Below are 24,313 nucleotides of genomic sequence, written 5' to 3'. Positions count from 1 at the left end.
GACCTTCCTCTGACTTTGCGTGTTTTTTCTTCACGTTTTCTTTACGTTTGGCCAATTAAGATACCTGTAAATCAACGACTCCTACAATACAAATATAAAAATTAAGGTTTATTATGAAAAAGACAATTTTATGCTTATCGGTTGCAGCGCTACTTTCAGCTTGTGGTGGTAGCGGTAGTGATAACAATTCATCAGATAATGCTAATTCTTACTCATCTCCGGAAAAGTTAACCGGAACAGTAACAGAAGTTTCAGAGAGCAAAATTACCGTAAATGGCTTTGAACTTGATGCTTCTAACGCTGAAGTGGAATATGACGAAACACGACTAAACTTAACCGATATTCAAAAAGGCATGCGTGTTGATGTTGAAACTAACCGTAACGGTGTAGCGACAGAAATCGAACTCGATCCTAGCCTAGTCGGTGAAATAACGGCTGTAAACGATGATACGATTACTGTAAATGGTACAGATATTCCGACAACAACAAGCACACGAACTTACTCATCTGCCCCTCACTATCAAGTTGGTGACTGGGTTTTAGTAGATGGTTACATTGATAACAGTGGCCAATGGCAGGTTATCGGTATTTATGACGCTGCTTTCATTCACAATGGTGAAGCCGAAATTGAAGGTCCAATCTCATCACTTAATACTGCAAACCAAACCTTTTACATCGGTCAAACCTTGATTTCTTATGCTGGCGCTATAGAGATAGATGACGATGCTCCATTATCTAACGGACTATGGGTTGAAGTTGAAGGTCATTTTTTAAACACTCAATTTAATGCCATTGAAATTGAAATCGAAGATGATAACCAATACAGCGGTGCTGAATTAGAAGGTATTATCACTTGGGTGAACAATGAACAAACATCGTTCGAACTCAATGGCCGTACTAGCATTGCGATCACTAATAGCACTGTATTTGATGATGGCAAGCAATCTGACCTTATTGAAGGTGCACATATTGAGGTAGAGCTTGTAAATGGTACGTCAGGTCTAGAAGCGACTGAAATTGAATTTGAAGATGGCTCCGGCTCTCAAACTCAATCTAGTGTTAAGTTTGCACTATCTGGCACAGCAACGTTAATCGATGATACTAGTTTCTCAATTAATGGTTATAAATTTATTACTGATAGCCGTACTCAATTCGAAGATCGCTTAAACATGGCAAGCATTAATAACGCAAACATTGAAATTGAAGGTGTAGAATCTACCGATGCTAGTGGCAATATCATTTACTTAGTCAAAGAAGTGGAAGCACTCGAAATCAATGATAACGAAATCGACCTAGAAGGTTCTATTGAGAATGACAGTCTTTGGGGATATACCAATATCAATGGATCATTTGGTAATAACGGCTCTCGTACTGATGTTGAATGTACTTTAATCAACCTAAACACCGAGGTCTCTAACTGTCGCGTAGATGACTAATCTTATTATTACAAAAGATAGCTAAACTAAAATGGCGCATAGGCATTAATCCAAGCGCCATTTTCTATTGAAACTTATTAATATATACCGATCATAAGAGCTTTACAGCTTTTGCAATTCAGCCTTTAATTGTTCAAGCTCCTGCTTATCTTCAGCAATTTTTTGTTTGTATTTTTCGACTTTATCAAGCTCTTGGTCTTGAATCGCTTCCGCTAAATCATCTTGATGCTCTGCCAAGTCATCCATTACATCATCGATGTCGTCTTGCAAGTCGTCTTTCAAGCCATCTACTGTACAGTGAGCTTTCACTTCCGTTAACGCTTTTTGTAAACCTGCTTCTTTATTTGAATTGTTGTGCTGTTTAGCGAATTCCATTTGCTTTTCAATCTGACAAACTTTTGCCTCACAACCAGACAAGCCACTACACTCTTGTGCCGCGACAGAACCAAAAGACATTAACACAGCAAAAACTGACATTGCGACAGTAATAGGTTTCATAATTGCATCCATAAAAAGTATGAAAAGAAGCCAACTATAGCTCAGAGTCATTGTCGATTGACATCAAAATATCAACTTATTTATATGGTTATTAATAAAAATGGCCACTTAAAAAAGCGGCCTTTGTTGGTATTAGTAATCCAGTTTATTCACATCCGAAAACTCTACTCTCTACCATACACATTGTTTTCTTGTTCTTGAACACGGATAAAAGTAGTACGCTTGGTTAGCTCTTTAAGCTTCGCTGCACCAACATAAGTACAAGTTGAGCGTACGCCACCTAGAATATCGTTGATCGTGTCATGCACGGTTCCACGGAATGGAATCAATACGGTTTTACCTTCCGCAGCACGGTACTTGGCTACACCACCTGAGTGCTTCTTCATTGCAGACTGGCTACTCATACCGTAGAACTTCATGAAGGTTTTGCCATCTTGCTCAATGCGCTCGCCGCCTGATTCTTCATGGCCAGCTAACATGCCGCCTAACATTACGAAATCTGCACCGCCACCAAAGGCTTTCGATACGTCACCTGCACATGTACAACCACCGTCACCGATGATCATGCCACCTAGGCCGTGAGCGGCATCGCCACATTCGATAATAGCGGAAAGTTGTGGGTAACCAACGCCGGTTTTCACGCGAGTCGTGCATACAGAACCTGGGCCAATACCAACTTTAACGATATCTGCACCCGCTAGAATAAGCTCTTCAACCATATCACCTGTAACGACATTACCTGCGCTGATCACTTTATCAGGGAACGCTTCACGAACTTTCATTACGTAGTCAACGAGGTGCTCAGAATAACCATTCGCAATATCAACACAGATAAAGATCAAATCATCACTCATTGCCATGATGTCTTTAGTTTTTTGAAAATCAGCTTCTGAAGTACCAGTTGATACCATTGCGTTATTTAATACGCTCGCATCGTTTGATTCGATAAAGCCTTTCCAGTCTTCTACTGAGTAGTGTTTATGAATTGCAGTCATTACACCATGTTCTGCTAACGCTTTCGCCATATCGAAACTACCAACAGAATCCATATTAGCGGCAATAACTGGTACACCAGACCATTGACGTCCGCTGTGCTTGAACGTAAAATCGCGAGTTAAATTTACTTGAGAACGACTTTTTAATGTTGAACGCTTCGGGCGAAATAACACATCTTTAAAGCCTAACTTAAGTTCTTGTTCGATACGCATAATGCAAATTTCCTTAATGACATAGAGTGTATGCGTCCTTTTGGCGCGGCAATCGTGTATCTATTGCATGCGAGATGACGACTTTGGCAGAAGTGCTCATCTATATTTCGGACACAAAAAAACCGGAGCGTTGGCAGACGCTCCGGTTTTCAGCATTATAGGCTGTGATTTTTTTATTGCTAGTCTGCTATTTTAAATTTTTTTGTGATACCTTACGTCAGAAAGCAACTCAGAAACTGACTACCAAGTCAATACTGGATGAAATGAAATTCATTATTTATCAGTCTTTTATGGAAAGAATGTAAGAATCGCAATCCGAAGAACGACCGCAAAAACTAACAAACTAACTCCAAACTTATAAAACTTGAACTCGCTCATTGTCATATCAACACGCTTATAGAAAACCGTCACGACTCCTTTCCAATCTTGGCTACGTTTTCCATATTCAAATAAGCTAAATAGAACGCCTGCGATACCAGATAACAGCACCGCTTTTTCAAACACAATCAAGAACATTTCCATTGTCACCCCCTCTCCCTTTTCACCTTTAAAATCACTATGCCGTGTTCTGAGGAAGAAATCTGTAGAACTTAAGTCGAACTCATACAGACATAACACCAGTTTCAGATTAAACAAATAAAAAAGAGCCGATCATCACTGATCGACCCTAAACATAATCTTATAGCAATGTCGCTAAAAAATGTTGATTACAGTTGAGCTGATGCTACGTAATCTTCTAGTTCTTGAACGCTTACTGTAGTGATAAGTTCATTGTTCGCGTAGAACGCAACAGCATCACCAGTTTTCACACCACGTAGCGTTTTCTGAGTGCCGTTTACGTAAGAAATATTCATTTCTAGCGTGTTGTTGTCAATTTTTTGGATAGTTGTGTTTTCAACGTCAGCAACGTTACTCTGAACTGGAACACCAGTTAGAGAGCTATCGACTTTATCGTTCACTTTTAACCAAGCTTCAACGCTTTTATCAACAAGCGCTGGAGTTTTATTAGTGATGATGTTTCTACCTGTCCAGAACTCAATTGAGTTGAAAATGAATAAATCGGCAATAGTAGCAATACCGTAAACTGGACTGAGAAGAAGGAAAACACCTTCACGTGCATAACGGTTATCAACAGCCATTAAGTTAACTTTAGTGACTAGGCCTGTAACGCCCATTTGACCCATACAGCCACTTAGAGTTGTCACGCCAAGCGCTGTTACGATCGCTACTTTCAACTTTTTCATTCAATATGCTCGTTTTTAATATTTTAAAAATGTTTATACCCAAGTAACTTAAAGATGCGAATTTCAGCAAGAGTAAAACAAGCTTTATGCCGCGTCAGATTGGTTTGAAAGGTGCTTACATTCCTTCGCCAATCTTCCTTGCTTAAAGGCTTGGATGATAGCTCTGAATTCTGCATCTTGAAGTCACTTGGGTATAGTGAATTTAGCACACAGCTATAATTAAAATAAACTTTTTTACCTTATTTTTTAAGCAGGTAGAATCCAAAAAAATACAAAATAAATTGTGTAATGCCTTAAGCTAGCAATACAATAAAGATTTTCACAGAAAACATTCAACAAACTGATTTTTATAGTATTTTACTTAACATAAGACGTGATTATAAAAATTTAAATTCCTAGCTTCAATTGTTTATTTTTCTATTAACCACTTATTTGCTATTCTTGATGATAAGCACTTAATTATATGGGTTTTCTTGGTATTTATATGAAATTAAAACACCTAACTTTCTTATTTTTGATCACCCTTTTTTCAGGCTGTGCCGTCTATACCGGATTAAATTACGATAATTTATTCGGTAAAGCACAAATCCAAGATAGAACCCCAGAATACAACAGTAAAGCCGCCCAGCACTTTGTTAATGAAATAAAGCCTATTTTAGATAATCGCTGCGTAGTTTGCCATGCCTGTTATGATGCGCCTTGTCAGTTAAAATTGTCTTCCGTTGAAGGTATCGATCGTGGTGCTAACAAGAGCCTTGTTTATAAAGGTACCCGCCTTACTGCATCTAACCCAACTCGTTTATTTGAAGATGCTCAAACCACAGAACAATGGCGCGATATTGGCTTCCATCCTATTTTGAATGAGCGTTCACAAATTCCAGAAGCAAACTTGGAAGCAGGCTTAGTTGCTCGTCTATTAGAACAAAAACAAGCTCACCCATTACCCGACCAAAAACAATTAGAAGGTTTTGATTTTAATATAGATCGTAACCAACAATGCCCAACCATTGAAGGCTTAGACCAATATCAAGCTGACTATCCAACCTGGGGAATGCCTTATGGAATGCCTGCGTTAAATAATACTGAGCACAACAAATTAATGGCATGGTTATCTAATGGTGCAACGATGACGGCACATGCGCCATTATCTAACGATCAGCAAACTGAAGTAAAAAAGTGGGAGGCCTTTTTCAATGGTGGTTCATTAAAACAGCAGCTTACTAGTCGTTATATTTATGAGCACTTATTTTTATCACATCTCTATTTTTCCGATCATTTAAAAGCCACCAAAGATACACCTATTCAATTTTTTGCTTTAGTTCGTTCAACAACACCACCAGGTCAACCAGTCAATCGTATTGCCACTCGTCGCCCTTACGATGATCCAAATGTTGAGCGCGTTTATTATCGCCTAGTCGCCTACCCTGCCACTATTGTTGATAAAACCCACCAACCTTATGCACTCAATGATAATAAGCTGATTCGTATTCAAGAATTGTTTATCAAACCAGACTATGACGTAAAAGAACTACCTAGCTATAAACCAACAGTAGCAGCTAACCCAATGACTGCCTTTGCAGCCCTACCGGTAGAAGCTCGTTATAACTTCATGCTAGATAACGCGCAAAATACCATTATGAGCTTTATTAAAGGCCCTGTGTGTCGGGGCCAATTAGCGCTTAATGTTATTAATGACCGATTTTGGGTGTTCTTTGTTGACCCTAAAACTGCCCAACTACCTGATGTTAAAAAGTTCTATTATGACCAAACGGACAACTTAAAATTACCATCGGAAAAACAAAGTAATGTCGTACCTATTTATCAATGGGTTGCTTATTCTGAACAGCAAGCTCGTTACTTAAAAGCTAAAACGCAAGCGATGAATCATTGGTTCGAAAATGGTGCTCATTTAACCACCGACCTCGTATGGGATGGTGAAGGTAAAAATGATAATGCAGCCTTAACGATATTCCGTCACTTTGATAGTGCCTCTGTCGTCAAAGGCTTAGTAGGTAAACCACCTAAAACCGCTTGGATTATTGACTATGCGTTATTAGAACGAATTCAATACTTATTAGTCGATGGGTTTGATGTGTACGGCAACTTCGGCCACCAGCTGATGACTCGCATGTTTATGGATTTCTTACGAATGGAAGGAGAGGAAAACTTCTTATCCTTACTACCGATTAAAGACAGACATGAATTAATGGAAAGCTGGTATCAAAACCCATCACCACAGCTAAGCGCCTTTATTCAGCGTGATGTGAAAACATTTGAGCAACCAAGCAGCATTCAATATAAAACCGATAAGCCGCAAGATGAATTGTATACCATGCTTGAGAAACGTTTAGAACCAGTGCTTGGCCATCGATACGAAATTCGTGATACCGGATTATCGCAACAAAATGAAGCTATTTTGCGTAAAATTGATGATATTAAAGGCAAAGGATTACGCCAAGTACCGCAGTTAATAACGGTTCTTATCACAACAGACAGCGGTAAAGATCAGGTATTTACCTTAATTCATAATAACGCTCATACTAATATCTCGAGCTTATTTGATGAAGAAAGTAATCGCGATCTAGAAAATGATGATCTGACGTTTGTGAAAGGTGTAGTGGGAAGTTACCCTGCCGCCTTTATGCAGGTACAAGAAAAAGATATCGCCGATTTTTATCAAGGTTTATCCAGCATTAAAGAAGATCAAGACTACATCTCTTTGTTAGATAAATATGGTATTCGACGCAGTGATCCTGATTTTTGGGCCTTTAGTGACAAATTACATAAATGGTATGAAAACGACCAACCGATAGAAGCTGGATTACTAGATTATAACCGCTTCGAAAACCGATAATCCGTCAATTAATATCATATAGATACCCAAGTCACTTGGATATAAATCAGGCTTGAAGCGATATTCAAGCCTGTTTTTTTTATACTTGCTCTATGATCTAGATAAGTTAAATCGATTTAAGCCAGAAACTCACGACTAAAGCAAGTAACCTGATCTACCAACCTTTTCTTTTCTTCATCACTAATAAAACTTGCTTCAATCGCATTAAGTGAGAATGCTTGTAGCTCTTCCAGCGATAACGGTAATGCTTCCGCCACCGCCATAAAGTTATCCGTCATATAACCACCAAAATAAGCCGGATCATCAGAATTAATCGTGACACACAGCCCTTGTCGCAATAAATCGACAATATTGTGATCGCTCATATCCTCAAAAACTTTTAGTTTAGTGTTCGATAGTGGGCAAACCGTTAATGGCGTGCGGTCTTCTATTAGCTGTTTTACCAATTCAGAATCTTCAACACAACGTACTCCGTGATCGATTCGTGAAACACCGAGTAGCTTCATTGCATTATGAATATTAGCTGCCGGTCCTTCTTCACCTGCATGCGCTACTGTTAAAAAACCATACTCAATCGCCGCTTCAAATACCTCTTTAAACTTTTCTGGTGGATGACCTTGCTCAGAAGAATCAAGCCCAACTCCGATGATCTTATCTTTAAATGGCAACGCTTGTTTTAAGGTTTCAAAGGCTGAATTTTGATCTAAATGACGTAAGAAACACATGATAACTTGGCTCGAAATACCGAGCTCCACGCGCCCTTTTTGCATCGCCTTATCAATACCACTAATCACCGTTTCAAAAGCAATACCACGCGCAGTATGAGTTTGCGGATCAAAGAAAATTTCAGTGTGGATCACGTTATCTTTCTTACAACGCAGTAGGTAAGCCCAAGTTAAATCAAAGAAATCTTGCTCATTAATCAACACATTGGTGCCTTGATAATAGATATCAAGAAACGACTGCAAATCCTCAAATTGATAAGCGGCTTGCACTTCCTCAGGTGACTTAAATGGAATTTCAATGTTATTGCGCCTAGCAAGCTCAAACATGAGATCGGGCTCAAGTGATCCTTCAATATGCAAATGCAATTCGACTTTGGGTAAGCCTTGGATAAATGCGGTTATATGTGGATTCATTGGTTACATCCTTTTCGATTAAAAATGAATGCGCAACGATTTTTCTTTTGTTCGGTAAACCTTTGCTCTAAATCGAGTATAGGTGACTTCTATCAATCAAGATAAGCAAGGTATCCAATTTAATGGGTTTAAAAGTTATGATTGATAGTATTGATACAAAGAGAAAACGATCGCCCGCTTACTCTTCGTAATCAGAATTTGAGGATTCTGGTAGAGACTCTCACACCTAGAACAAACGGTTCAATCAGTGAGATTATACGAAAGGATTGTAGACTACTCTAAGCAGCCTAACTGATGAGAATTTTGGAACAAAAGTGGTGAGAATGCAATCCCACCACTTCTTTTGGGTTGCAATAAATTCTGTATTACTGCGCGTTATCCCAATATTGATTCATAATACGATTCGCTTGCTGCCAACGTTCTGTGGCTTGCAGTTCTTTTAAGCTAAAGCTCTGCTGCTTAAGTAAGCTCATCGCTTGCGCTACTTCTACGATGGGTAGGTTATCGAGCACTTCAACTGCGGATGGGCGGTTATTACACATCAATACCATGTCACAGCCTGATTGCATTGATTTCAAAGAACGCTCGGCTGGTCCGCCCATAATTGCGGCACCTTCCATGTTTAAATCATCAGAAAATACGATGCCTTTAAAACCAAGTTGATTACGCAATATATCCTTCAACCAATAAGGCGAACCGCTGGCTGGTTGGTCATCGTAATTAGGGTAAACCACATGCGCTGGCATCATGGCATCGAGAATTCCAGCATCAATCTGCGCTTTAAAAATCGCCATGTCATTTTCAAAAATATCATTGCGATTATCAAATGGGGTTTCATAGTGAGAATCAACAATCACGCCACCATGGCCAGGAAAGTGTTTACCTGTGGTTGCCATACCAACTTGCTTCATGCCTTTCATATAAGCAGAGCTGTAGGTCAAAATAGTCTCAAGGTCTTCACCAAAGGCACGGCTACCAATCGCTTTACATTGAAAGGATTGATCCAGTACAGGCGCAAAACTTAAATCGATATCATGAGCAATCAGCTCTGCTGCCATTAGCCAACCGCCAAGTTTTGCCGCTTCAACGCCATTTTCCATTTCAGCATAGGCTTTAGCCGGTGGAATTTTGGTAAAGCCATCACGGAAACGTTGTACACGACCACCTTCTTGATCAACACCGATAAGAATAGGACGCTTAGCTGCTTGACGAATAGCATGATTTAACGCGATAAGTTGTTCATTATCATGGTAGTTGCGAGCAAATAAGATCACACCACCAACGGTTGGGTGCGCCAAAATGTCTTTATCTTCCGGATCAAGTTCATAGCCTTCAACGTCTAACCACAATGGACCCATTGTATTTTCCTTCTCAGTATCGAATATTGCACCAAAATAATCGACAAACGTGATTTATGGTACTGATTTTAAGGTTATATACCCAAGTGACTTCAAGATGCAGAATTCAGAGCTATCATCCAAACCTTTAGACAAGGAAGATTGGCGAAGGAATGTAAGCACCTTTCAAACCAATCTGATGCGGTATAAAGGTTTGGATGAAGCTCCCGAAGGGCAAGTTAAAACAAGCTTTATGCTGCGTTAAATTGAACAGAGATAGAATAACTATGATCATATTCAATTTGCCTTGCCTAAAACTTGTTTTAATCTTGCTGAAACTCGCATCTTGAAGTGACTTGGGTATACACTATTCTGACACTAATCATGTATGTTTAAAACTCTGTCTTTAAACTAATTAATTTTAGATTACGACTCAAAAGGTAAGCTATGGAAAAATATATCGGCATTATGTCTGGCACCAGTTTAGATGGTGTGGATACCGCATTAGTTGAAACCGATGGCAAGTCGATTCGCTTACTGGCACAAGATTTTTTCACCATGCCTGAGGATTTAAAACAAGACGTATTAAGTGTGTGCATTGGCCAACAAACCACGTTATTGAAAATCGGCGAAATTGATCATCGTTTGGGTAAGGTTTTTTCCGATGCAGTGGATCAACTAATCGATAAAAACAGTTTAAATAGAGACGATATCAAAGCGATTGGTAGCCACGGCCAAACGGTGTTTCATGCGCCAGATTCCGCTTACCCTTTCACCATGCAAATGGGTGATGCCAATATTATTGCCGCGCAAACTGGCATTACTACGGTTGCAGATTTTCGTCGTAAAGATATGGCATTGGGCGGTCAAGGTGCACCACTCGTTCCTGCATTTCATAAAGCACTATTTGATCACATTGATAATAATATCGTGATCTTAAATATCGGCGGCATTGCCAATATTTCCATCATTGATGGTGATCAAACATCAGGCTACGACACAGGCCCAGGTAACATGTTAATGGATGCTTGGGTTCAGAAGCACTTTGGTAAACCTTATGATAAAGATGCGGCAATCGCTCGATCTGGCAAAGTAGATCAATCACTTCTTGAAGCACTATTAACCGAAAGTTACCTACAACTTCCTGCGCCGAAAAGCACAGGACGAGAACTCTTTAACCTACCTTGGCTAGAACAAAAATTAACTGGCTTTACTCTAAGTAATGAAGATGTCCTTACCACGCTCGCTGAATTTACCGCTATCACTATTGCTAACGAAGTAGAAAAGCTGACTCAAGCAAATCGCACCAATGAATTATTGGCTTGTGGCGGCGGTGCAAATAACCCATTGCTTATGGAAAGATTGCAACAACGGCTTCCCGAATGGCAAATAGGCAATACATTGAAATATGGTATTGATGCCGATTACATGGAGGCAATGGCTTTTGCTTGGCTCGCACATCAAACGATCAATGGTTTACCGGGTAACCTACCTGCTGCAACCGGAGCTTCACGCTTTGCGATATTAGGCGCAATCTACTTACCTTCATAACTTAATCTGCAAAATCCCAATCAATTTAAAGCCAAAGTGTTCTGCATTTTGGCTTTTTTCGAGATATAGATCACATTTTGTTATCACCTCTAGCAATACATCAAAACGTAATACAACAGACACCAATTCTTAACATTCCTATTCTAGAGTACTTTCAACACCAAGAAGACACGTAAGTCTCTAATTTAAAAAATAGGATTTAAAACAATGAAAAAAGCAGTTCTAGCCACATCAATTTTGACAGCAATGGTTTCTACTTCTTCTCTAGCAGCGACCGTTTATAAGGATGATACTTCTGAGCTGAAAATTGGCGGCCGTGCAGAGGCACGTTTCAATGTTTCAGATAACAATGAAGAATATGATCTAACCACTGGAGATAAAACCGAAAGTGCATTTAACGATAAAAGCCGTGCTCGTTTAAGTATTTCTGGTAAGACTCAAATAACAGATGACCTTTCAGGTTTTGGTAAGTACGAAAATGAAGTTGACGGATCTGATGGCATCAAAACTCGTTACCTATTCGGTGGTATTGGTACTCAAGTGGGTGATTTCTCTTACGGTAAACAAGATACTGCATTAGTGATGATCACGGACTTCACCGATACCATGGCAACGTTTGGCGCAGATGCCGATGATGCCGTAGCTTTACGTGCAGGTAGCGATAAGCAAGAAAACAACTTCGCATATAAAGGTGAATTTGGCGGCTTTACACTCGGCGCTAACTACCTCGCTGAAGAAGAAGCAGATTCTGACCAATACACGATTGCTGGTATGTACTCATTTGATTTCGGCTTAAATTTTGGTGTGGGCTATGCTGGCGGTAAAGTCGCTGACCAAGACGCTAACCAAGTTGATATCGGTGTACAATACTCTATTGCAGACTTTACTTTCGGTGCTCTTTATCTAATGAACTTTAGCGATGACGCTACTGGTAATAGTGATGACAACGATGGTTATGAAGTTTCAGCTCAATACAAACTGGATAAGTGGACTTTCGTTGGCGTATATAACTACGCAACAGAAAATGATGGCAACGATGACGCAGTTGATAACGTTGCAATCGAAGCAGTTTACAAGTTCAACAGCAACCTACGCACTTACGCTGGTTACAAGTTTGAAATGATTGATGACCTAGATGATCAAATCCAAGCGGGTATCCGTTACGATTTCTAATCATTGAGAAACATGACCAAAACTAAAGGCCTGAAACGATATCTTTCGCTTCAGGCCTTTTTTTATTTAACGATTCAGTTGCTTAATGCTCTACTCCAACATCGTAAGCAAGGCTTGTAGTGGGTGCTTAGGCTTCATCCCCTCAAAACGCTTCACTTGGCTACGACAAGAATAGCCAGTAACCAAACAACGCTCTTTGTCCAAACGGTTAATATTTGGCTGCCAGCTTAGCTGATAGATACCTTGTGACATTTCAAACTTATCTGCTTCATGACCAAAGGTTCCCGCCATACCACAACAGCCAACAGAAATGCTCGTTAACACACCGCCAAAGTGGCTAAAGATTTCGCCCCAGTGCTTTTCTGAGTTGGGTAACTTGGTTTTCTCGGTACAGTGAGAGAACAAATACCAAGGTTTATCATCCGCTTTTGCCGAATAGACAAATGTCGCGAGGTTTGGCTGTAACCATTCATGCACGCTTAAAACCTGAAACTCTCCCGCTTTCTCACCAAGTACCTCGCGATATTCATCTCGATAACAAAGTACAGTTGCAGGGTCGACGCCAACCATAGGAATATTTAGCTCAGCCAGCTGATTTAAAAACTCAGCGGTTGAAGTGGCGGTTTGAGTAAATTGCTTTAAAAAACCTTTAACATGCTGAGCTTTACCATTGGGTTTAAACGGTAATACGACTGGTTTTTTACCCAGTTTCACGGCTAAATCAACAAAGTCTGACACGACATCAGCATCATAAAAACTCGTAAACGGATCTTGAACGATCAATAGGTAGTCTTGGCGTTTATCTTCTGACAGCGATTGTAGTTGTGACAAACTGAATCGGCTATCCCATTGTTGATTGTCTAAACTCTGTTTTAAGGTTGGTAGTGATAATAACGGGGTATCGATATAGCCAACGGTCTTTTTAGTTAAAGACTGCACCCACCCCATTCCCAACATACCATTGGTGACTTTTGGCATAGCCGCCATTAATGGTAGCAAACTTTCAATATTACCCACTAGGTAATCTTTAACTGGACGCTGATAACGAGTGTAGTAAACATTTAAGAAGCGTGAACGGAAAGATGGTACATCAACATTAATCGGACATTGACTAGCACACGCTTTACACGCTAAACAGCCATTTAAAGCATCGAAAACTTCATGAGAAAAATCATATTCATCTTTCTTCTTCATCGAGTTACGCACGCGATCAATCATGCTTTTTATCGACGTTGACTGCTTTAATGTCGTTTCTTCTAAATCGAGGATATCTACTCCGTTTGCGGTTAATTGACGCAACCATTCACGCACTAAACCTGCGCGACCTTTTGGAGAGTGACGACGATCCGCTGTGACCTTCATTGACGGACACATAGGTGAGTTCACATCATAGTTAAAGCACAAGCCGTTACCATTACATTCCATGGCTTGTCTAAAACTATCACGCACCGTAACCGGAATTTGGCGATCATAAAAAGCACGCTTGGTATCCGATACTTTCACGAGCTGATCTTGGCTTTCAAGCGGAGTACAAATTTTCCCCGGGTTCATTTTATTGAGTGGATCAAATGCGGCTTTCACTCGACGCAATTGCGTAAACAATTCATCGCCGAAAAATTCAGGGCCATATTCTGAGCGGTAACCTTTACCATGCTCACCCCACATTAAACCGCCATATTTAGCGACTAACTTAACGACTTCATCCGATACCTGATGCATCATTTTTTCTTGTTCAGGATCACACAGGTCTAAAGCAGGACGAACGTGAAGCACCCCAGCATCAACATGACCAAACATGCCATAATTTAGTGATTTTTCATCAAGTAGCGTGCGAAACTCAGCAATAAAGTCCGCTAAGTTTTCCGGTGGTACACAAGTATCTTCCGTAAAGGCAATCGGCTTGGCTCGCCCTTTTGCCCCACCTAGAAGCCCAACTGCTTTTTTACGCATGTTGTAGATTTTATTAATGCTTTCTAAATCATGACAAACCTGGAAACCAATAATGCCGCCATCTTCCGTTTCAAGCTGTTTTTCTAATGTGTCGACTAACGCACTCACTTGCGCTTTGACTTCTTGATCGTTCTGGCCTGCAAATTCAACAATGTTGATACCTTGCATATCTTTACCCGGAACATCGGTGAGCAATTCACTCACGGTATGCCACACAATATCTTGCTTAGCTAAATTCAATACCCTTGAATCCACCGTTTCGACCGATAACGCTTGCGCCTTAACCATTAATGGTGCACTTCTTAATGCAGAATCAAAAGAATTATATTTAATATTAACCAAAGAACGAGATTTAGGAATTGGCGTTAAATTCAGTTTTGCTTCCGTAATAAAAGCCAATGAACCTTCTGCGCCACAAAGCACTCGACCTAGATCAAACACACCCGATTCATCTTGCTCGAATGACAAAGCGTTTTTCAGATCGTAACCCGTTAAAAAACGATTTAATGGTGGAAATTTCGATTCAATGGCCGCGCGATTTTCACGGCAAACCACTTCGGTCATTCGATACGCTTTATCAGCCAATGTACCTAATTCAGGCTCACCTTGTGATCCATCGGTTTCATACATTGAACCATCAGCAAACACGGCTTGCAGCGATAATACATGATCAGAAGTTTTACCGTATTTTAACGAGCCTTGACCAGACGCATCGGTATTAATCATTCCGCCTAATGTTGCTCGGTTACTAGTCGATAAATCTGGCGAGAAAAAATATCCGAAAGAACGAACGGCGTCATTAAGTTGATCTTTAATCACACCAGATTGAACACGAACCCAGCCTTCCTTTTCATTAACCTCAAGCACTTTGTTCATATAACGCGACATATCGACCACAATACCTTTGGTCAATGATTGTCCGTTGGTGCCAGTGCCCCCACCGCGCGGTGAGAAAGTGATGGTAGCAAATTTGTCTTGTGCCCCTATTTTACCAATGAGCTGCACATCTTTATTATCTTTTGGTAACACTACCGCTTGAGGAAGTTGCTGATAAACACTGTTATCGGTCGCGACAGCCAAACGGCTTGCATAGGTTTGCTCGATGTCGCCAGTAAAGCCAGACGCTTTTAATTCATTTAAGAAAGCATCGACCAAAGGCTCAACATCGTAACCTTGATTTAGAGATGGTAAGAAAGTTTGAGTTGAAGATGATTGTGAAGATTTACTATTTGCCAACATTACGCATCATGCCCCTACATCGCTGATCCCTTCAGCTAGAAATGGATTATACCCAGTGACGTCAAGATACTTGAGTATATATTTTAAATCGCTCCACTTTACCTTATTTCAATCACAGTGAGGAGTAGAAAATACCGTGTTCTGCTGATTTATATTTTGTAACTTAAGCTCACCTGTTGTTCTTTCTTACACGCTCAAAAAACGGTAGAATATGCGGCTCATTATTTTACCCAAACAATCAGCCTATTAATGAGTACACCACAGGTAATGGATAAACAAAAAGCTCTTAAGAAAATTGCCAAATGCCTTGAGCTAGGTAGTTCAACCAATGTCAATGAAGCAGCTCAAGCGATCAAGATGGCACATAGGCTGATGCTTAAATATGGCTTGGATAAGGACGATATTGATTTCATTAAATTGGGTAAAACTCAATCTAGTCATTTATTACCAGCAAGTATTAGTTCCAATATTTTACGAGTGATCCGTGGTATTAATACCCGTTTCGGTGTTGAAGCAGTATTACTCAATCACAAAGGCTTAAAACGTGTTGAATTTATTGGTGAAGCTGATCGCGCTATTTTTGCCGCTTTCGCATTTGATATTATTTATCGTGAAATGAATGAACAGACAGGGCAATTCCGTAATAGTTTCTCAGGTACCGGCACAACCAGTGCGGAAGTGACTCGTCGTGTTAACTCTTTCTTATCTGGTTGGATCGAAGGCGCTCTTGAAAAACTGCCTTTAATCGCCCCAGACGATGACTCGGCAAACAAGATTAACGACTACATTGATAAAGAATTTCAAAACGTCGACCGTGAAACCTTCAAACAACAGCTACGTGACGCCATGAAAAACTTCACAGCAGATTATGAAGTCGGCTTAAAAAAGGGTCGCCGTGTTTCAGTTAACCGCCCTATTAATGGCGCAGCAGAAAAGAAACGCTTAGCCAAATAATCTCAACTCCTCCCCCTTCTATACCCAAGGTAATTAGGGTTGCAGTGAGGCGACAAGTGAATGAGTCTCCATGAGCATAGCTCGCCTATGTGGATTAGGATGATTGAGCGCTGTCAACAACGCTGCAGCTTTAAGTGCAAAAGATATATTTTCTTGTCTGAATATTTCCTTTAATTCAGGCAATCGATTCCCTAATTTTTATTGTTGAGTATTGTGATCAAATACACATTTAACTCACCAATAATATTCGAAAGTGTCACTTTACTTCGCTACACTTCTTGGCGTTCAATAATTCGGAATTGTTACGGGAAAATATAAAATGGAAAGTGCTCATGGTACTTGCGACTGGTGCAAACAATTCGTAGGTCAATTAACTAAATTAGAATATATAGATGGAATGAGTCATAACGCTTGTCCAGAATGTCACGATTATGCTCGAATTGATGTTCGACAGTTTAATCTCGCAGAACAGACTTTAAGAGAAAAACAAGCCAAGTTGAAATAGCAGACAGATATATAGATTGGTTTGCAAGGTGCCTACATTCCTTCGACCATCTCCTTGTCTAAAGGCTTGGATGATAGCTCTGAATTCTGCACCTTGAAGTCACTTGGGTATACATTTTAGAAAAAAGAAGGCGCTCATGGTAAGCGCCTTTTTAGATCCAACGATTCAAAAGATGCCTTCTATTAAGGTCCCCCCTTTCAATATTAATGATGCGTTTTCTACTTTTTCACACTCGCTAAAACGGTTGCAATAGCAACTAAGATCGCAACAGAAATTAGTGCAACCCTGAACAACCAAAGTGAGAAGTCGACCAATCACGATGTCAATTAAGCTTGCCGGAACACGTTTGTCAATCACATCAACAATCACCATCAAGAACATCATTATCATCACAACGTCAGTCATTAAAGCCGGATTCATTACGTATATCGTCTAACCCTTTAATTTTTCATCAGTTTTTAAACCCACAAATAAAGAGTGACATAGATCACGCTTACTAAGTATTCACTCAATAAATCGCTTGATCTTTCATCAATAAAAAACTACTGTATAAAAACACAGTATGGATATATGGACAGTTAATTATGTTGAATCACAATGCCGCTTTACCTCATCAAGCGCTTACATCTTTTGCACATAACGATGATATTTTTTCAGAAAATAGTTCGCTGTTTTCTCGCCTATCAATGCTGTCTAAAAGACCAAACTGGTTACTATTTACCGCAGGTGCCACCTTACCGACTAATCAAGAGCTACAAAGCTTTGGAATTGAAGCCCATAAAGTGATCAAAATTAAAGAATCCCATTCTATGACGGAAAAAGACATCATTCTTAAAGCACTGAATGCTAAAAATGCCAGTGCGATTGTAGCGAGTGACAATTTTTCAATTCAAGATAAAGAAGCTCTAAAAAACCAAGCTAGTCAAAGTGGCTGTGAGATCTTCTTTATGGATAGTACAATTCAACAAACGCTAACTCGTCATCTACATTAATTTATTCCCACATGATTTTGGATAAAGATAGAAAATCTTGATGACGAAATAGACTTCCATTTACGAAAAAATATTTTAATGCAAACGTTTGCTTTTTCTCTGGATAGAATTAGGTGAGTTCTGTTACTATGCGACTTTCAGGTGTGAAAGGCATTCATACCTAGTTCTTTATATACCCTGTTCTTAACATACCCAGTTTTTAAGCCTAGTAGGAAAATGGAAATGAGCATTGCTAATCAAGTTCTTGCCGTGAATGATGACCTTCCCATCCGTACCGACAAACCCGTACACAGTGGTAAAGTTCGTTCAGTATATTGGTTAACCGAAGCTGACAGTCGTCGCCTAATTCAAGAAAAAGGTTACGATGTCGCAGAAGACGCTCCTTTAGCCATTATGGTCATCAGTGATCGCATCTCTGCATTCGACTGCATTTGGCATGGCGAAGGTGGATTAAAAGGTGTTCCAGGCAAAGGCGCTGCATTAAATGCCATTTCCAACCATTGGTTCCAGCTGTTTAAAGATAATCACCTTGCAGATAGCCACATTCTAGACATTCCCCACCCATTTATTTGGATCGTTCAAAAAGCCAAACCGGTCATGATTGAAGCTATTTGCCGTCAATATATCACTGGTTCAATGTGGCGTGCTTATGAAAAAGGCGAACGTGACTTCTGTGGTATCGCACTGCCAGAAGGTTTAGAGAAAGATAAAGTTCTCCCTGAATTGCTGATGACGCCATCAACCAAAGGTATTTTGAAAGGTATTCCAAACGTACCAGAAGCAGATGATGTCAATATCGCTCGTCAAGATATCGAAGCAAATTTCGCTGCATTTAACTTCTCTAAACAAGAAGATATCGCCCACTATGAAAAGCTACTCAAAGAAGGCTTTAAAGTGATCAGTGACGCATTAGATAAGGTTGATCAAATCTTCGTAGATACTAAGTTTGAATTTGGCTACGTTAATGATGCAGCAGGGAATGAAAAGCTAATTTATATGGATGAAGTGGGTACACCTGATTCATCACGTATTTGGGATAAAAATGAATACCAATCTGGCCGTATTGTTGAGAACTCAAAAGAAGGTTTCCGCCAATTCTTATTAAGCTACTTCCCAGACCCAGATATTCTCTTAAACAAGAATCGCATGGATGAGCGCTTCGCACTTGCTAAGAATAACGCCCTACCACAAGAAGAAATCATGAAGATCTCTCAAACGTATTTGGATATTGCAGAAAAAATTACCGGTAAGAAAATTGAATTAAGTGACAATCCGAAACAAGAAATCATAGATATCTTAAAACGTGATTACGATTTGATTGTTTAAACGATTACGTCACAAAAAATATTGGGCGACTTTAAAGCCAGTAACAAAACCTTATTGGGCCATCGCTATTCATATTTAGATATTAATATGGCCTCAGGAGCGCTTCAAATAGCATCTTGAGGCCACTTAGGTATAAAATACGGCCAATCTATTTAGTCATTGAAAGAGAAGACCATGAACCCAATTTTAGCGTTATTAAAAGAACACAATATTGCCGAGGAACAAATCCGTGATATTTTTCAACAACTCACGGAAAACCCATTGGCTGCTATGGCAACAATAAGCCAACTAGGTTTGCCACAAGAAAAGCTACAAGTGTTGATGACTCAAGTCATGCAAAACCCCGCATTAATTAAAGATGCTGTAGATGAGTTAGGCTTGGATTACTCAAAGGTAGAAGAAGCGAAAGAAAAACTTCAGAAGTAGTTTGAGTCTATATAAAAATTTAGACTAAAAAGGGTCGCTACGATGTCATTGATAGCGACCTTTTTATATTTCTCGCGAAGAATGAAATGATTAGTTCAATGCCACTTCAACATCCGACTCGACTTGGCACGAACATGCCAAAACAAAGCCATTATCTATTTCATCTTCCGTTAAAGTCGCGGTACTCGTGCGAGTAAATTCACCTTTTACAACACGACACTTACATGAACCACAAATACCACTACGGCATGCAGCAATCACGGGTACTTTGGCCGCTTCCAAGGCATCAATCAATGCACTACCAATTTTCGCTTCGGCTTGAGCGCCAAATGTAGGTACAAATACCGTGGCATTACTGATCGCTTGCGCTTTATCATCTTGTTCAGCGATTGAAACATCAGGTTGTTCTGACTCGGCTGGTGTGAAACTTTCTTGATAAAAGTTATCCATATTCATACCAAGCTCAGATAGATTTTCTTGCATTGCATTCATAAAGCCAATTGGGCCACATAAAAATGCGCTACGCTCCGCAATATCCGGGCAGAACTGTTTTAAAGCCGCTTGAGTTAAACGCCCTTCTAAATACTCTGATCCTTGGGCATTTTCTAACATCACATCAAAATAAAAACGCTCATGTGACGCCGCCATTTCAAGTAGTTCTTGATGGTAGATCACTTGCTCAAGCTCTGTTGCCGCATGGATAAAATGAATATCCGTGGCATCTTCTATATCTGCTAACAGCGTTTTCGCCATCGACATAACCGGTGTGATCCCACAACCAGCACTGAGCAATACAATGCGTTCGCCATGCGGTTGCTCTATATGAAATTCTCCAGCAGGTTTTAACACTGATACCGCTTGGCCTTCTTGTAAAGAATCCACGATATAGTTAGAAACTTTGCCACCATCAACGCGTTTAATAGTCAGTTGTAATTCGCTTTGATGTGGCATTGAACTTAATGAATAGGCACGGTATTCAGTCTTACCCTCGACTTCAATACCAAGCGTGATAAATTGACCAGGAATAAAATCAAATGTCGTTTCTGAATTTTGATTTTCTGCCACTAAAATGACGCTAACGCAATTGGGTGTTTCTTGCCATTTACGTTGGCAAATAAAAGTGGATGGTTGATTGTCTAGCCATTCAAATTGGTTCATTTCATTCGGTCTCTCATAAACTTTACAAATATAAACGTCATTTCGAGCAATCATGGTTGGCACCCGAAATGACGTCGATTACATAACGCTAAAACAATTAAGCGACTTTCTCGCCCAAGATTGTTTGCATATCCGCTTCAACCGTTGAGATCCCGCGTAGATCAAACTTCTCTTGCATCACTGCCATTAGGTTATCCGTTAAGAATGCAGGTTTAGTTGGACCGGTGTAGATACCTTTAATGCCTAACGCAAGAAGCGTTAGTAGAACCACAATCGCTTTTTGCTCGAACCAAGATAGAACTAAAGTCAGTGGAAGATCATTTACGCCACAATCAAACTCTTTCGCCAATGCCAGTGCTAGTTGGATTGCTGAGTATGAATCATTACATTGACCCACATCCAATAGACGAGGAATACCGTTGATCTCACCGTGCTGTTCTTTATTGAAACGGAACTTACCACAAGCTAGCGTTAGAATTAGGCTGTCATCTGGTGTTTGTTTCGTGAACTCGTTGAAGTAGTTACGCTCGACTTTGTCACCATCACAACCACCTACTAAGAAGAAATGGCTGATGTTGCCTTGCTTCACTTGATCGATAACCGCAGGAGCGGCTTCCATCAATGCATTGCGACCAAAACCAACCGTGATCATCTGTTCGATTTCATCGTGCTTGAAGCCTTCTTGCGCTAATGCACAATCAATCACTTCAGAGAAATCATCACCTACAATGTGAGTCACGTTTGGCCAGCCTACGATACTACGTGTAAAGATACGGTCGTTGTATTGGCCTACTTCTGGGTTTAATAGACAGTTTGACGTCATTACGATTGCGCCTGGGAAGTTAGCAAATTCTTTTTGCTGGTTCTGCCAAGCACTGCCGTAGTTACCCACTAGGTGAGGATATTTGTTTAATTCAGGGTAACCGTGAGCTGGCAACATTTCACCGTTAGTGTAAACGTTAATGCCTTTGCCTTCGGTTTGTTGCAGGATTTTTTCAAGATCATGTAAGTCATGACCAGACACTAGGATACATTTACCTTTTACTGGCTTAACATTCACTTGAGTAGGCGTTGGGTGACCAAATGTTTCTGTTTCACCACGATCTAGAATTTCCATGATTTTGTAATTCATCAAACCAATTTGCATTGAACAATCTAGCAACGCTTGAAGATCTTGAGGCTCAGAACCTAACCAAGACATAATTTGGTGATATTCAGCAAAAATCGCTTCATCCGTTTGACCAAGTACACGCGCATGCTCCATATAAGCTGCTGCACCTTTTAGGCCATATAGAGATAATAAACGTAATCCCATCACGTCTGGATCAACCGTTTCATGGCCGCGATTTACTGCAGCAAGAGGTGCGTATTTTAATAACTCTTCACGCTCAGTTGGTAATGCAAATTGAGCCGCTGGCGTTAACTCAGGTAGTGTTTCATTGGCTAAAGTGGCCGCCGCACGTACTTTTTCTTCTAAACGGAGTTTGTATGCATAAGCTTGATTAGAGAACTCAACGATACGATCCGCATCGAAGTTCACGTTAGTTAAGGTAGAGAAGAAAGCTTGAGGCGCCCACTCATCGACTTCTGTATCCACAATATTAAACTTGCGACCAAGATCTGCCCAGAAAGACACCCCCTGCAATACATAAACTAAAATATCTTGTAGGTCAGATACTTCGCTGGTTTTACCACACATCCCTTGAGTGTAAGAACAGCCATCGCCAACTGGTGTACGGATCGTTTGCTCACATTGAATACAAAACATAATTTAAAGCTCCAGTAATGATTAACATCATCGCCCCTATCATTTGGGGCTAATAATAAATTCATTACTGTATTGCACTTTGCGTGCCAACTTTTAAATAATTGATTTAATTGCATTTAACAAGCTATTTACATGCATCCTGATGTAATTCAAACAACACTTATGATGTTAAAAACACATCAACAGGTAAGAATAACACTCCTTAATCCCTTGACGTGCTAAAACCTAAAAATGGGTATGAGTGGGTATATTTGGGTCTTCTCTGCCCCATTTGTGCCCCAAAATATTCCCCACCATATAACCCTACAGTTCAAATTACATACCACGTCTCGAACATGTCAGGAACAATCTATCTATTTTGCTTTTTTTTCAAAAAGTTATATTAATGCATTACTCTCATGGGGCGTAAATGGGGATTTATCAAAAAAACAACTGTCGTAACACGATGGTAGTGCTTGAAATTACGCAACATAGAGGTTCATTGATTTCTAATTTGAAGTTACATTGTTGGTTATGGTATACATTGACGATCATTCTCCGCTAACTACTTCCCATGCCTAGAAATCCAGTTTTTGATAATGCAAAATTTTTAATGATATTCTGTGTCGTATTTGGGCATTTAATTGAACCATTCATATATTCCAGAGAAATAATCAAAGTTATATGGATGTTCATTTATACTTTTCACATGCCTATTTTTGTCTTTCTTGCAGGCATTTTCGCTAAGGAACAACCAAGTAGTTCTGATAGGCGTAAAGATTTAATCAACTTGTGGATCCCGCTGATTGTTTTCACCTTACTCTTTGAAATTTATAACTACGCAACAACTGGGCAGGTAAGCAATTACACAAAAGGTGTTATGCCATTTTGGATCTTATGGTTCCTTTCAAGTTTAATCATATGGAAAGTTGCACTCCCATACTTCACAAATTTTAAGTTTCCGATCGCCCTTTCCATAATCATTTCTTTAGGAGCCGGATATTTTGATAGTATCAACTATTTTTTAGGCATATCACGCACAATCTATTTTTTCCCTTTTTTCCTTATGGGTTTCTATTCAAAGGACCTATGGTCAAAGTTTCAATCAATTGGAGATAAAAAGTATATAGTTTATATCCTCTCACTGATTGGCGTTTTGATACTCGTATTTTACTTTAAAGAGCAAAATCACCGTTGGTTATGGGGAAGTTTTTCATATAAAAAACTAGGTGAGAGTGGCTTAGCTCCTCTGCTTATAAGATTATTCATGTATTCACTGTCTATGGTTTGCATTATCTCAATACTAGGGTTAATCCCATCGATTAAGACCACCATAAGTCAATGGGGCCAGAATTCATTATATGTTTACCTCTGGCATGGTTTTATCGTAAAACTTTCTATAACCTTTGGGGTTATTGAAATGCTTTCAATTGAACGCTCATTAGTAATAGTCACCGTGATGGGTACTATCGCACTAATCTCCACATGCATACTTTCTACTAACGCTGTTAAGATAATTACAGATAAGCTATTACTCGCTCCCGCTACGCGTTTGCTTTTTAAGTCATCTAAATAA

General features: G+C 39.8%; 20 protein-coding genes and 1 riboswitch. Of the genes, 10 read left to right on the top strand and 10 right to left on the bottom strand.

The window, feature by feature from the left end; genetic code table 11:
- The first annotated feature begins 113 nt into the window (after positions 1-113).
- Positions 114-1,436 (top strand): DUF5666 domain-containing protein, encoded by a 1,323-nt coding sequence (locus ACE3G9_RS01505; RefSeq protein WP_449218283.1) that lies wholly within the window; start codon positions 114-116, stop codon positions 1,434-1,436.
- Between the two features lie 102 nt (positions 1,437-1,538).
- Here ACE3G9_RS01505 and ACE3G9_RS01500 read toward each other — a convergent pair whose 3' ends face one another.
- The 4 genes from ACE3G9_RS01500 to ACE3G9_RS01485 all read right to left on the bottom strand — a co-directional run bounded on the left by ACE3G9_RS01500 (position 1,539) and on the right by ACE3G9_RS01485 (position 4,386).
- Positions 1,539-1,934: a DUF1090 domain-containing protein gene (locus tag ACE3G9_RS01500; protein ID WP_449218282.1), complete on the bottom strand. Its 396-nt coding sequence runs from the start codon at positions 1,932-1,934 to the stop codon at positions 1,539-1,541.
- A 164-nt stretch (positions 1,935-2,098) separates the two neighbouring features.
- A complete protein-coding gene (locus ACE3G9_RS01495) occupies positions 2,099-3,142 on the bottom strand; it encodes a GMP reductase (protein ID WP_449218281.1) in 1,044 nt (347 codons plus the stop codon).
- 288 nt (positions 3,143-3,430) lie between these two features.
- Complete coding sequence (locus ACE3G9_RS01490) at positions 3,431-3,664, bottom strand: hypothetical protein (RefSeq protein ID WP_417881147.1); 234 nt, start codon at positions 3,662-3,664, stop codon at positions 3,431-3,433.
- A gap of 185 nt (positions 3,665-3,849) precedes the next feature.
- A complete protein-coding gene (locus ACE3G9_RS01485; RefSeq protein ID WP_417881146.1) occupies positions 3,850-4,386 on the bottom strand; it encodes a DUF3332 domain-containing protein in 537 nt (178 codons plus the stop codon).
- 484 nt (positions 4,387-4,870) lie between these two features.
- Here ACE3G9_RS01485 and ACE3G9_RS01480 point away from each other — a divergent pair, with 484 nt between their 5' ends.
- Positions 4,871-7,240: a fatty acid cis/trans isomerase gene (locus tag ACE3G9_RS01480; protein ID WP_449218280.1), complete on the top strand. Its 2,370-nt coding sequence runs from the start codon at positions 4,871-4,873 to the stop codon at positions 7,238-7,240.
- 116 nt (positions 7,241-7,356) lie between these two features.
- On the opposite strand, the gene ACE3G9_RS01475 is transcribed toward ACE3G9_RS01480, so the two are convergent.
- Positions 7,357-8,367, bottom strand: a complete 1,011-nt coding sequence (locus ACE3G9_RS01475; protein WP_449218409.1) for an adenosine deaminase — start codon at positions 8,365-8,367, stop codon at positions 7,357-7,359.
- Between the two features lie 180 nt (positions 8,368-8,547).
- Positions 8,548-8,660: riboswitch (purine riboswitch) on the bottom strand.
- An 84-nt stretch (positions 8,661-8,744) separates the two neighbouring features.
- Positions 8,745-9,737: a beta-N-acetylhexosaminidase gene (gene nagZ / locus ACE3G9_RS01470; protein WP_449218279.1), complete on the bottom strand. Its 993-nt coding sequence runs from the start codon at positions 9,735-9,737 to the stop codon at positions 8,745-8,747.
- A gap of 426 nt (positions 9,738-10,163) precedes the next feature.
- Between nagZ and ACE3G9_RS01465 the strand changes: the two genes are divergently transcribed.
- Positions 10,164-11,267: an anhydro-N-acetylmuramic acid kinase gene (locus tag ACE3G9_RS01465; RefSeq protein ID WP_449218278.1), complete on the top strand. Its 1,104-nt coding sequence runs from the start codon at positions 10,164-10,166 to the stop codon at positions 11,265-11,267.
- 207 nt (positions 11,268-11,474) lie between these two features.
- Complete coding sequence (locus ACE3G9_RS01460; protein ID WP_449218277.1) at positions 11,475-12,440, top strand: porin; 966 nt, start codon at positions 11,475-11,477, stop codon at positions 12,438-12,440.
- Positions 12,441-12,530: 90 nt separating this feature from the next.
- Here the strand turns inward: ACE3G9_RS01460 and ydiJ are convergent, their stop codons facing one another.
- Positions 12,531-15,629, bottom strand: a complete 3,099-nt coding sequence (gene ydiJ, locus ACE3G9_RS01455) for a D-2-hydroxyglutarate dehydrogenase YdiJ (protein WP_417881141.1) — start codon at positions 15,627-15,629, stop codon at positions 12,531-12,533.
- Between the two features lie 267 nt (positions 15,630-15,896).
- Here ydiJ and ACE3G9_RS01450 point away from each other — a divergent pair, with 267 nt between their 5' ends.
- Positions 15,897-16,583 carry a DUF2786 domain-containing protein gene (locus ACE3G9_RS01450; protein ID WP_417881171.1) on the top strand — a complete coding sequence of 229 codons (687 nt, stop codon included), beginning with the start codon at positions 15,897-15,899 and terminating at the stop codon, positions 16,581-16,583.
- 319 nt (positions 16,584-16,902) lie between these two features.
- Positions 16,903-17,088 carry a hypothetical protein gene (locus ACE3G9_RS01445; RefSeq protein ID WP_417881140.1) on the top strand — a complete coding sequence of 62 codons (186 nt, stop codon included), beginning with the start codon at positions 16,903-16,905 and terminating at the stop codon, positions 17,086-17,088.
- Between the two features lie 165 nt (positions 17,089-17,253).
- Here the strand turns inward: ACE3G9_RS01445 and ACE3G9_RS01440 are convergent, their stop codons facing one another.
- Positions 17,254-17,508, bottom strand: a complete 255-nt coding sequence (locus tag ACE3G9_RS01440; protein ID WP_449218276.1) for a hypothetical protein — start codon at positions 17,506-17,508, stop codon at positions 17,254-17,256.
- Positions 17,509-17,672: 164 nt separating this feature from the next.
- Between ACE3G9_RS01440 and ACE3G9_RS01435 the strand changes: the two genes are divergently transcribed.
- The 3 genes from ACE3G9_RS01435 (at position 17,673) to ACE3G9_RS01425 (ending at position 19,832) form a co-directional block, all read left to right on the top strand.
- Positions 17,673-18,080 (top strand): hypothetical protein, encoded by a 408-nt coding sequence (locus tag ACE3G9_RS01435; protein ID WP_449218275.1) that lies wholly within the window; start codon positions 17,673-17,675, stop codon positions 18,078-18,080.
- A 222-nt stretch (positions 18,081-18,302) separates the two neighbouring features.
- Positions 18,303-19,406 (top strand): phosphoribosylaminoimidazolesuccinocarboxamide synthase, encoded by a 1,104-nt coding sequence (locus tag ACE3G9_RS01430; protein ID WP_417881137.1) that lies wholly within the window; start codon positions 18,303-18,305, stop codon positions 19,404-19,406.
- 174 nt (positions 19,407-19,580) lie between these two features.
- On the top strand, positions 19,581-19,832 hold the full coding sequence (locus tag ACE3G9_RS01425) for a DUF2999 family protein (RefSeq protein ID WP_417881136.1): 252 nt from the start codon (positions 19,581-19,583) through the stop codon (positions 19,830-19,832).
- 90 nt (positions 19,833-19,922) lie between these two features.
- Here the strand turns inward: ACE3G9_RS01425 and ACE3G9_RS01420 are convergent, their stop codons facing one another.
- Complete coding sequence (locus ACE3G9_RS01420) at positions 19,923-21,044, bottom strand: 2Fe-2S iron-sulfur cluster-binding protein (RefSeq protein WP_449218274.1); 1,122 nt, start codon at positions 21,042-21,044, stop codon at positions 19,923-19,925.
- A gap of 43 nt (positions 21,045-21,087) precedes the next feature.
- Entirely contained in the window at positions 21,088-22,758 is a 1,671-nt protein-coding gene (gene hcp / locus ACE3G9_RS01415; RefSeq protein WP_417881134.1) for a hydroxylamine reductase, read from the bottom strand.
- Between the two features lie 553 nt (positions 22,759-23,311).
- Between hcp and ACE3G9_RS01410 the strand changes: the two genes are divergently transcribed.
- On the top strand, positions 23,312-24,313 hold the full coding sequence (locus tag ACE3G9_RS01410; protein ID WP_449218273.1) for an acyltransferase family protein: 1,002 nt from the start codon (positions 23,312-23,314) through the stop codon (positions 24,311-24,313).

This window comes from Vibrio sp. E150_018 (assembly GCF_053544035.1).
This window is presented reverse-complemented; position numbering and strand designations above follow the sequence as displayed.

Bases quoted from the DNA above. Each gene is read 5' to 3' on its own strand.
- ACE3G9_RS01460 (WP_449218277.1), top strand. From the start codon at position 11,475: ATGAAAAAAGCAGTTCTAGCCACATCAATTTTGACAGCAATGGTTTCT.
- ACE3G9_RS01500 (WP_449218282.1), bottom strand. From the start codon at position 1,934: ATGAAACCTATTACTGTCGCAATGTCAGTTTTTGCTGTGTTAATGTCT.
- ACE3G9_RS01465 (WP_449218278.1), top strand. From the start codon at position 10,164: ATGGAAAAATATATCGGCATTATGTCTGGCACCAGTTTAGATGGTGTG.
- ACE3G9_RS01485 (WP_417881146.1), bottom strand. From the start codon at position 4,386: ATGAAAAAGTTGAAAGTAGCGATCGTAACAGCGCTTGGCGTGACAACT.
- ACE3G9_RS01490 (WP_417881147.1), bottom strand. From the start codon at position 3,664: ATGGAAATGTTCTTGATTGTGTTTGAAAAAGCGGTGCTGTTATCTGGT.
- ACE3G9_RS01480 (WP_449218280.1), top strand. From the start codon at position 4,871: ATGAAATTAAAACACCTAACTTTCTTATTTTTGATCACCCTTTTTTCA.
- ACE3G9_RS01420 (WP_449218274.1), bottom strand. From the start codon at position 21,044: ATGATTGCTCGAAATGACGTTTATATTTGTAAAGTTTATGAGAGACCG.
- hcp (WP_417881134.1), bottom strand. From the start codon at position 22,758: ATGTTTTGTATTCAATGTGAGCAAACGATCCGTACACCAGTTGGCGAT.
- ACE3G9_RS01450 (WP_417881171.1), top strand. From the start codon at position 15,897: ATGGATAAACAAAAAGCTCTTAAGAAAATTGCCAAATGCCTTGAGCTA.
- ACE3G9_RS01425 (WP_417881136.1), top strand. From the start codon at position 19,581: ATGAACCCAATTTTAGCGTTATTAAAAGAACACAATATTGCCGAGGAA.
- ACE3G9_RS01410 (WP_449218273.1), top strand. From the start codon at position 23,312: ATGCCTAGAAATCCAGTTTTTGATAATGCAAAATTTTTAATGATATTC.
- ACE3G9_RS01440 (WP_449218276.1), bottom strand. From the start codon at position 17,508: ATGAATCCGGCTTTAATGACTGACGTTGTGATGATAATGATGTTCTTG.
- nagZ (WP_449218279.1), bottom strand. From the start codon at position 9,737: ATGGGTCCATTGTGGTTAGACGTTGAAGGCTATGAACTTGATCCGGAA.
- ACE3G9_RS01445 (WP_417881140.1), top strand. From the start codon at position 16,903: ATGGAAAGTGCTCATGGTACTTGCGACTGGTGCAAACAATTCGTAGGT.
- ACE3G9_RS01435 (WP_449218275.1), top strand. From the start codon at position 17,673: ATGTTGAATCACAATGCCGCTTTACCTCATCAAGCGCTTACATCTTTT.
- ACE3G9_RS01505 (WP_449218283.1), top strand. From the start codon at position 114: ATGAAAAAGACAATTTTATGCTTATCGGTTGCAGCGCTACTTTCAGCT.
- ydiJ (WP_417881141.1), bottom strand. From the start codon at position 15,629: ATGTTGGCAAATAGTAAATCTTCACAATCATCTTCAACTCAAACTTTC.
- ACE3G9_RS01495 (WP_449218281.1), bottom strand. From the start codon at position 3,142: ATGCGTATCGAACAAGAACTTAAGTTAGGCTTTAAAGATGTGTTATTT.
- ACE3G9_RS01430 (WP_417881137.1), top strand. From the start codon at position 18,303: ATGAGCATTGCTAATCAAGTTCTTGCCGTGAATGATGACCTTCCCATC.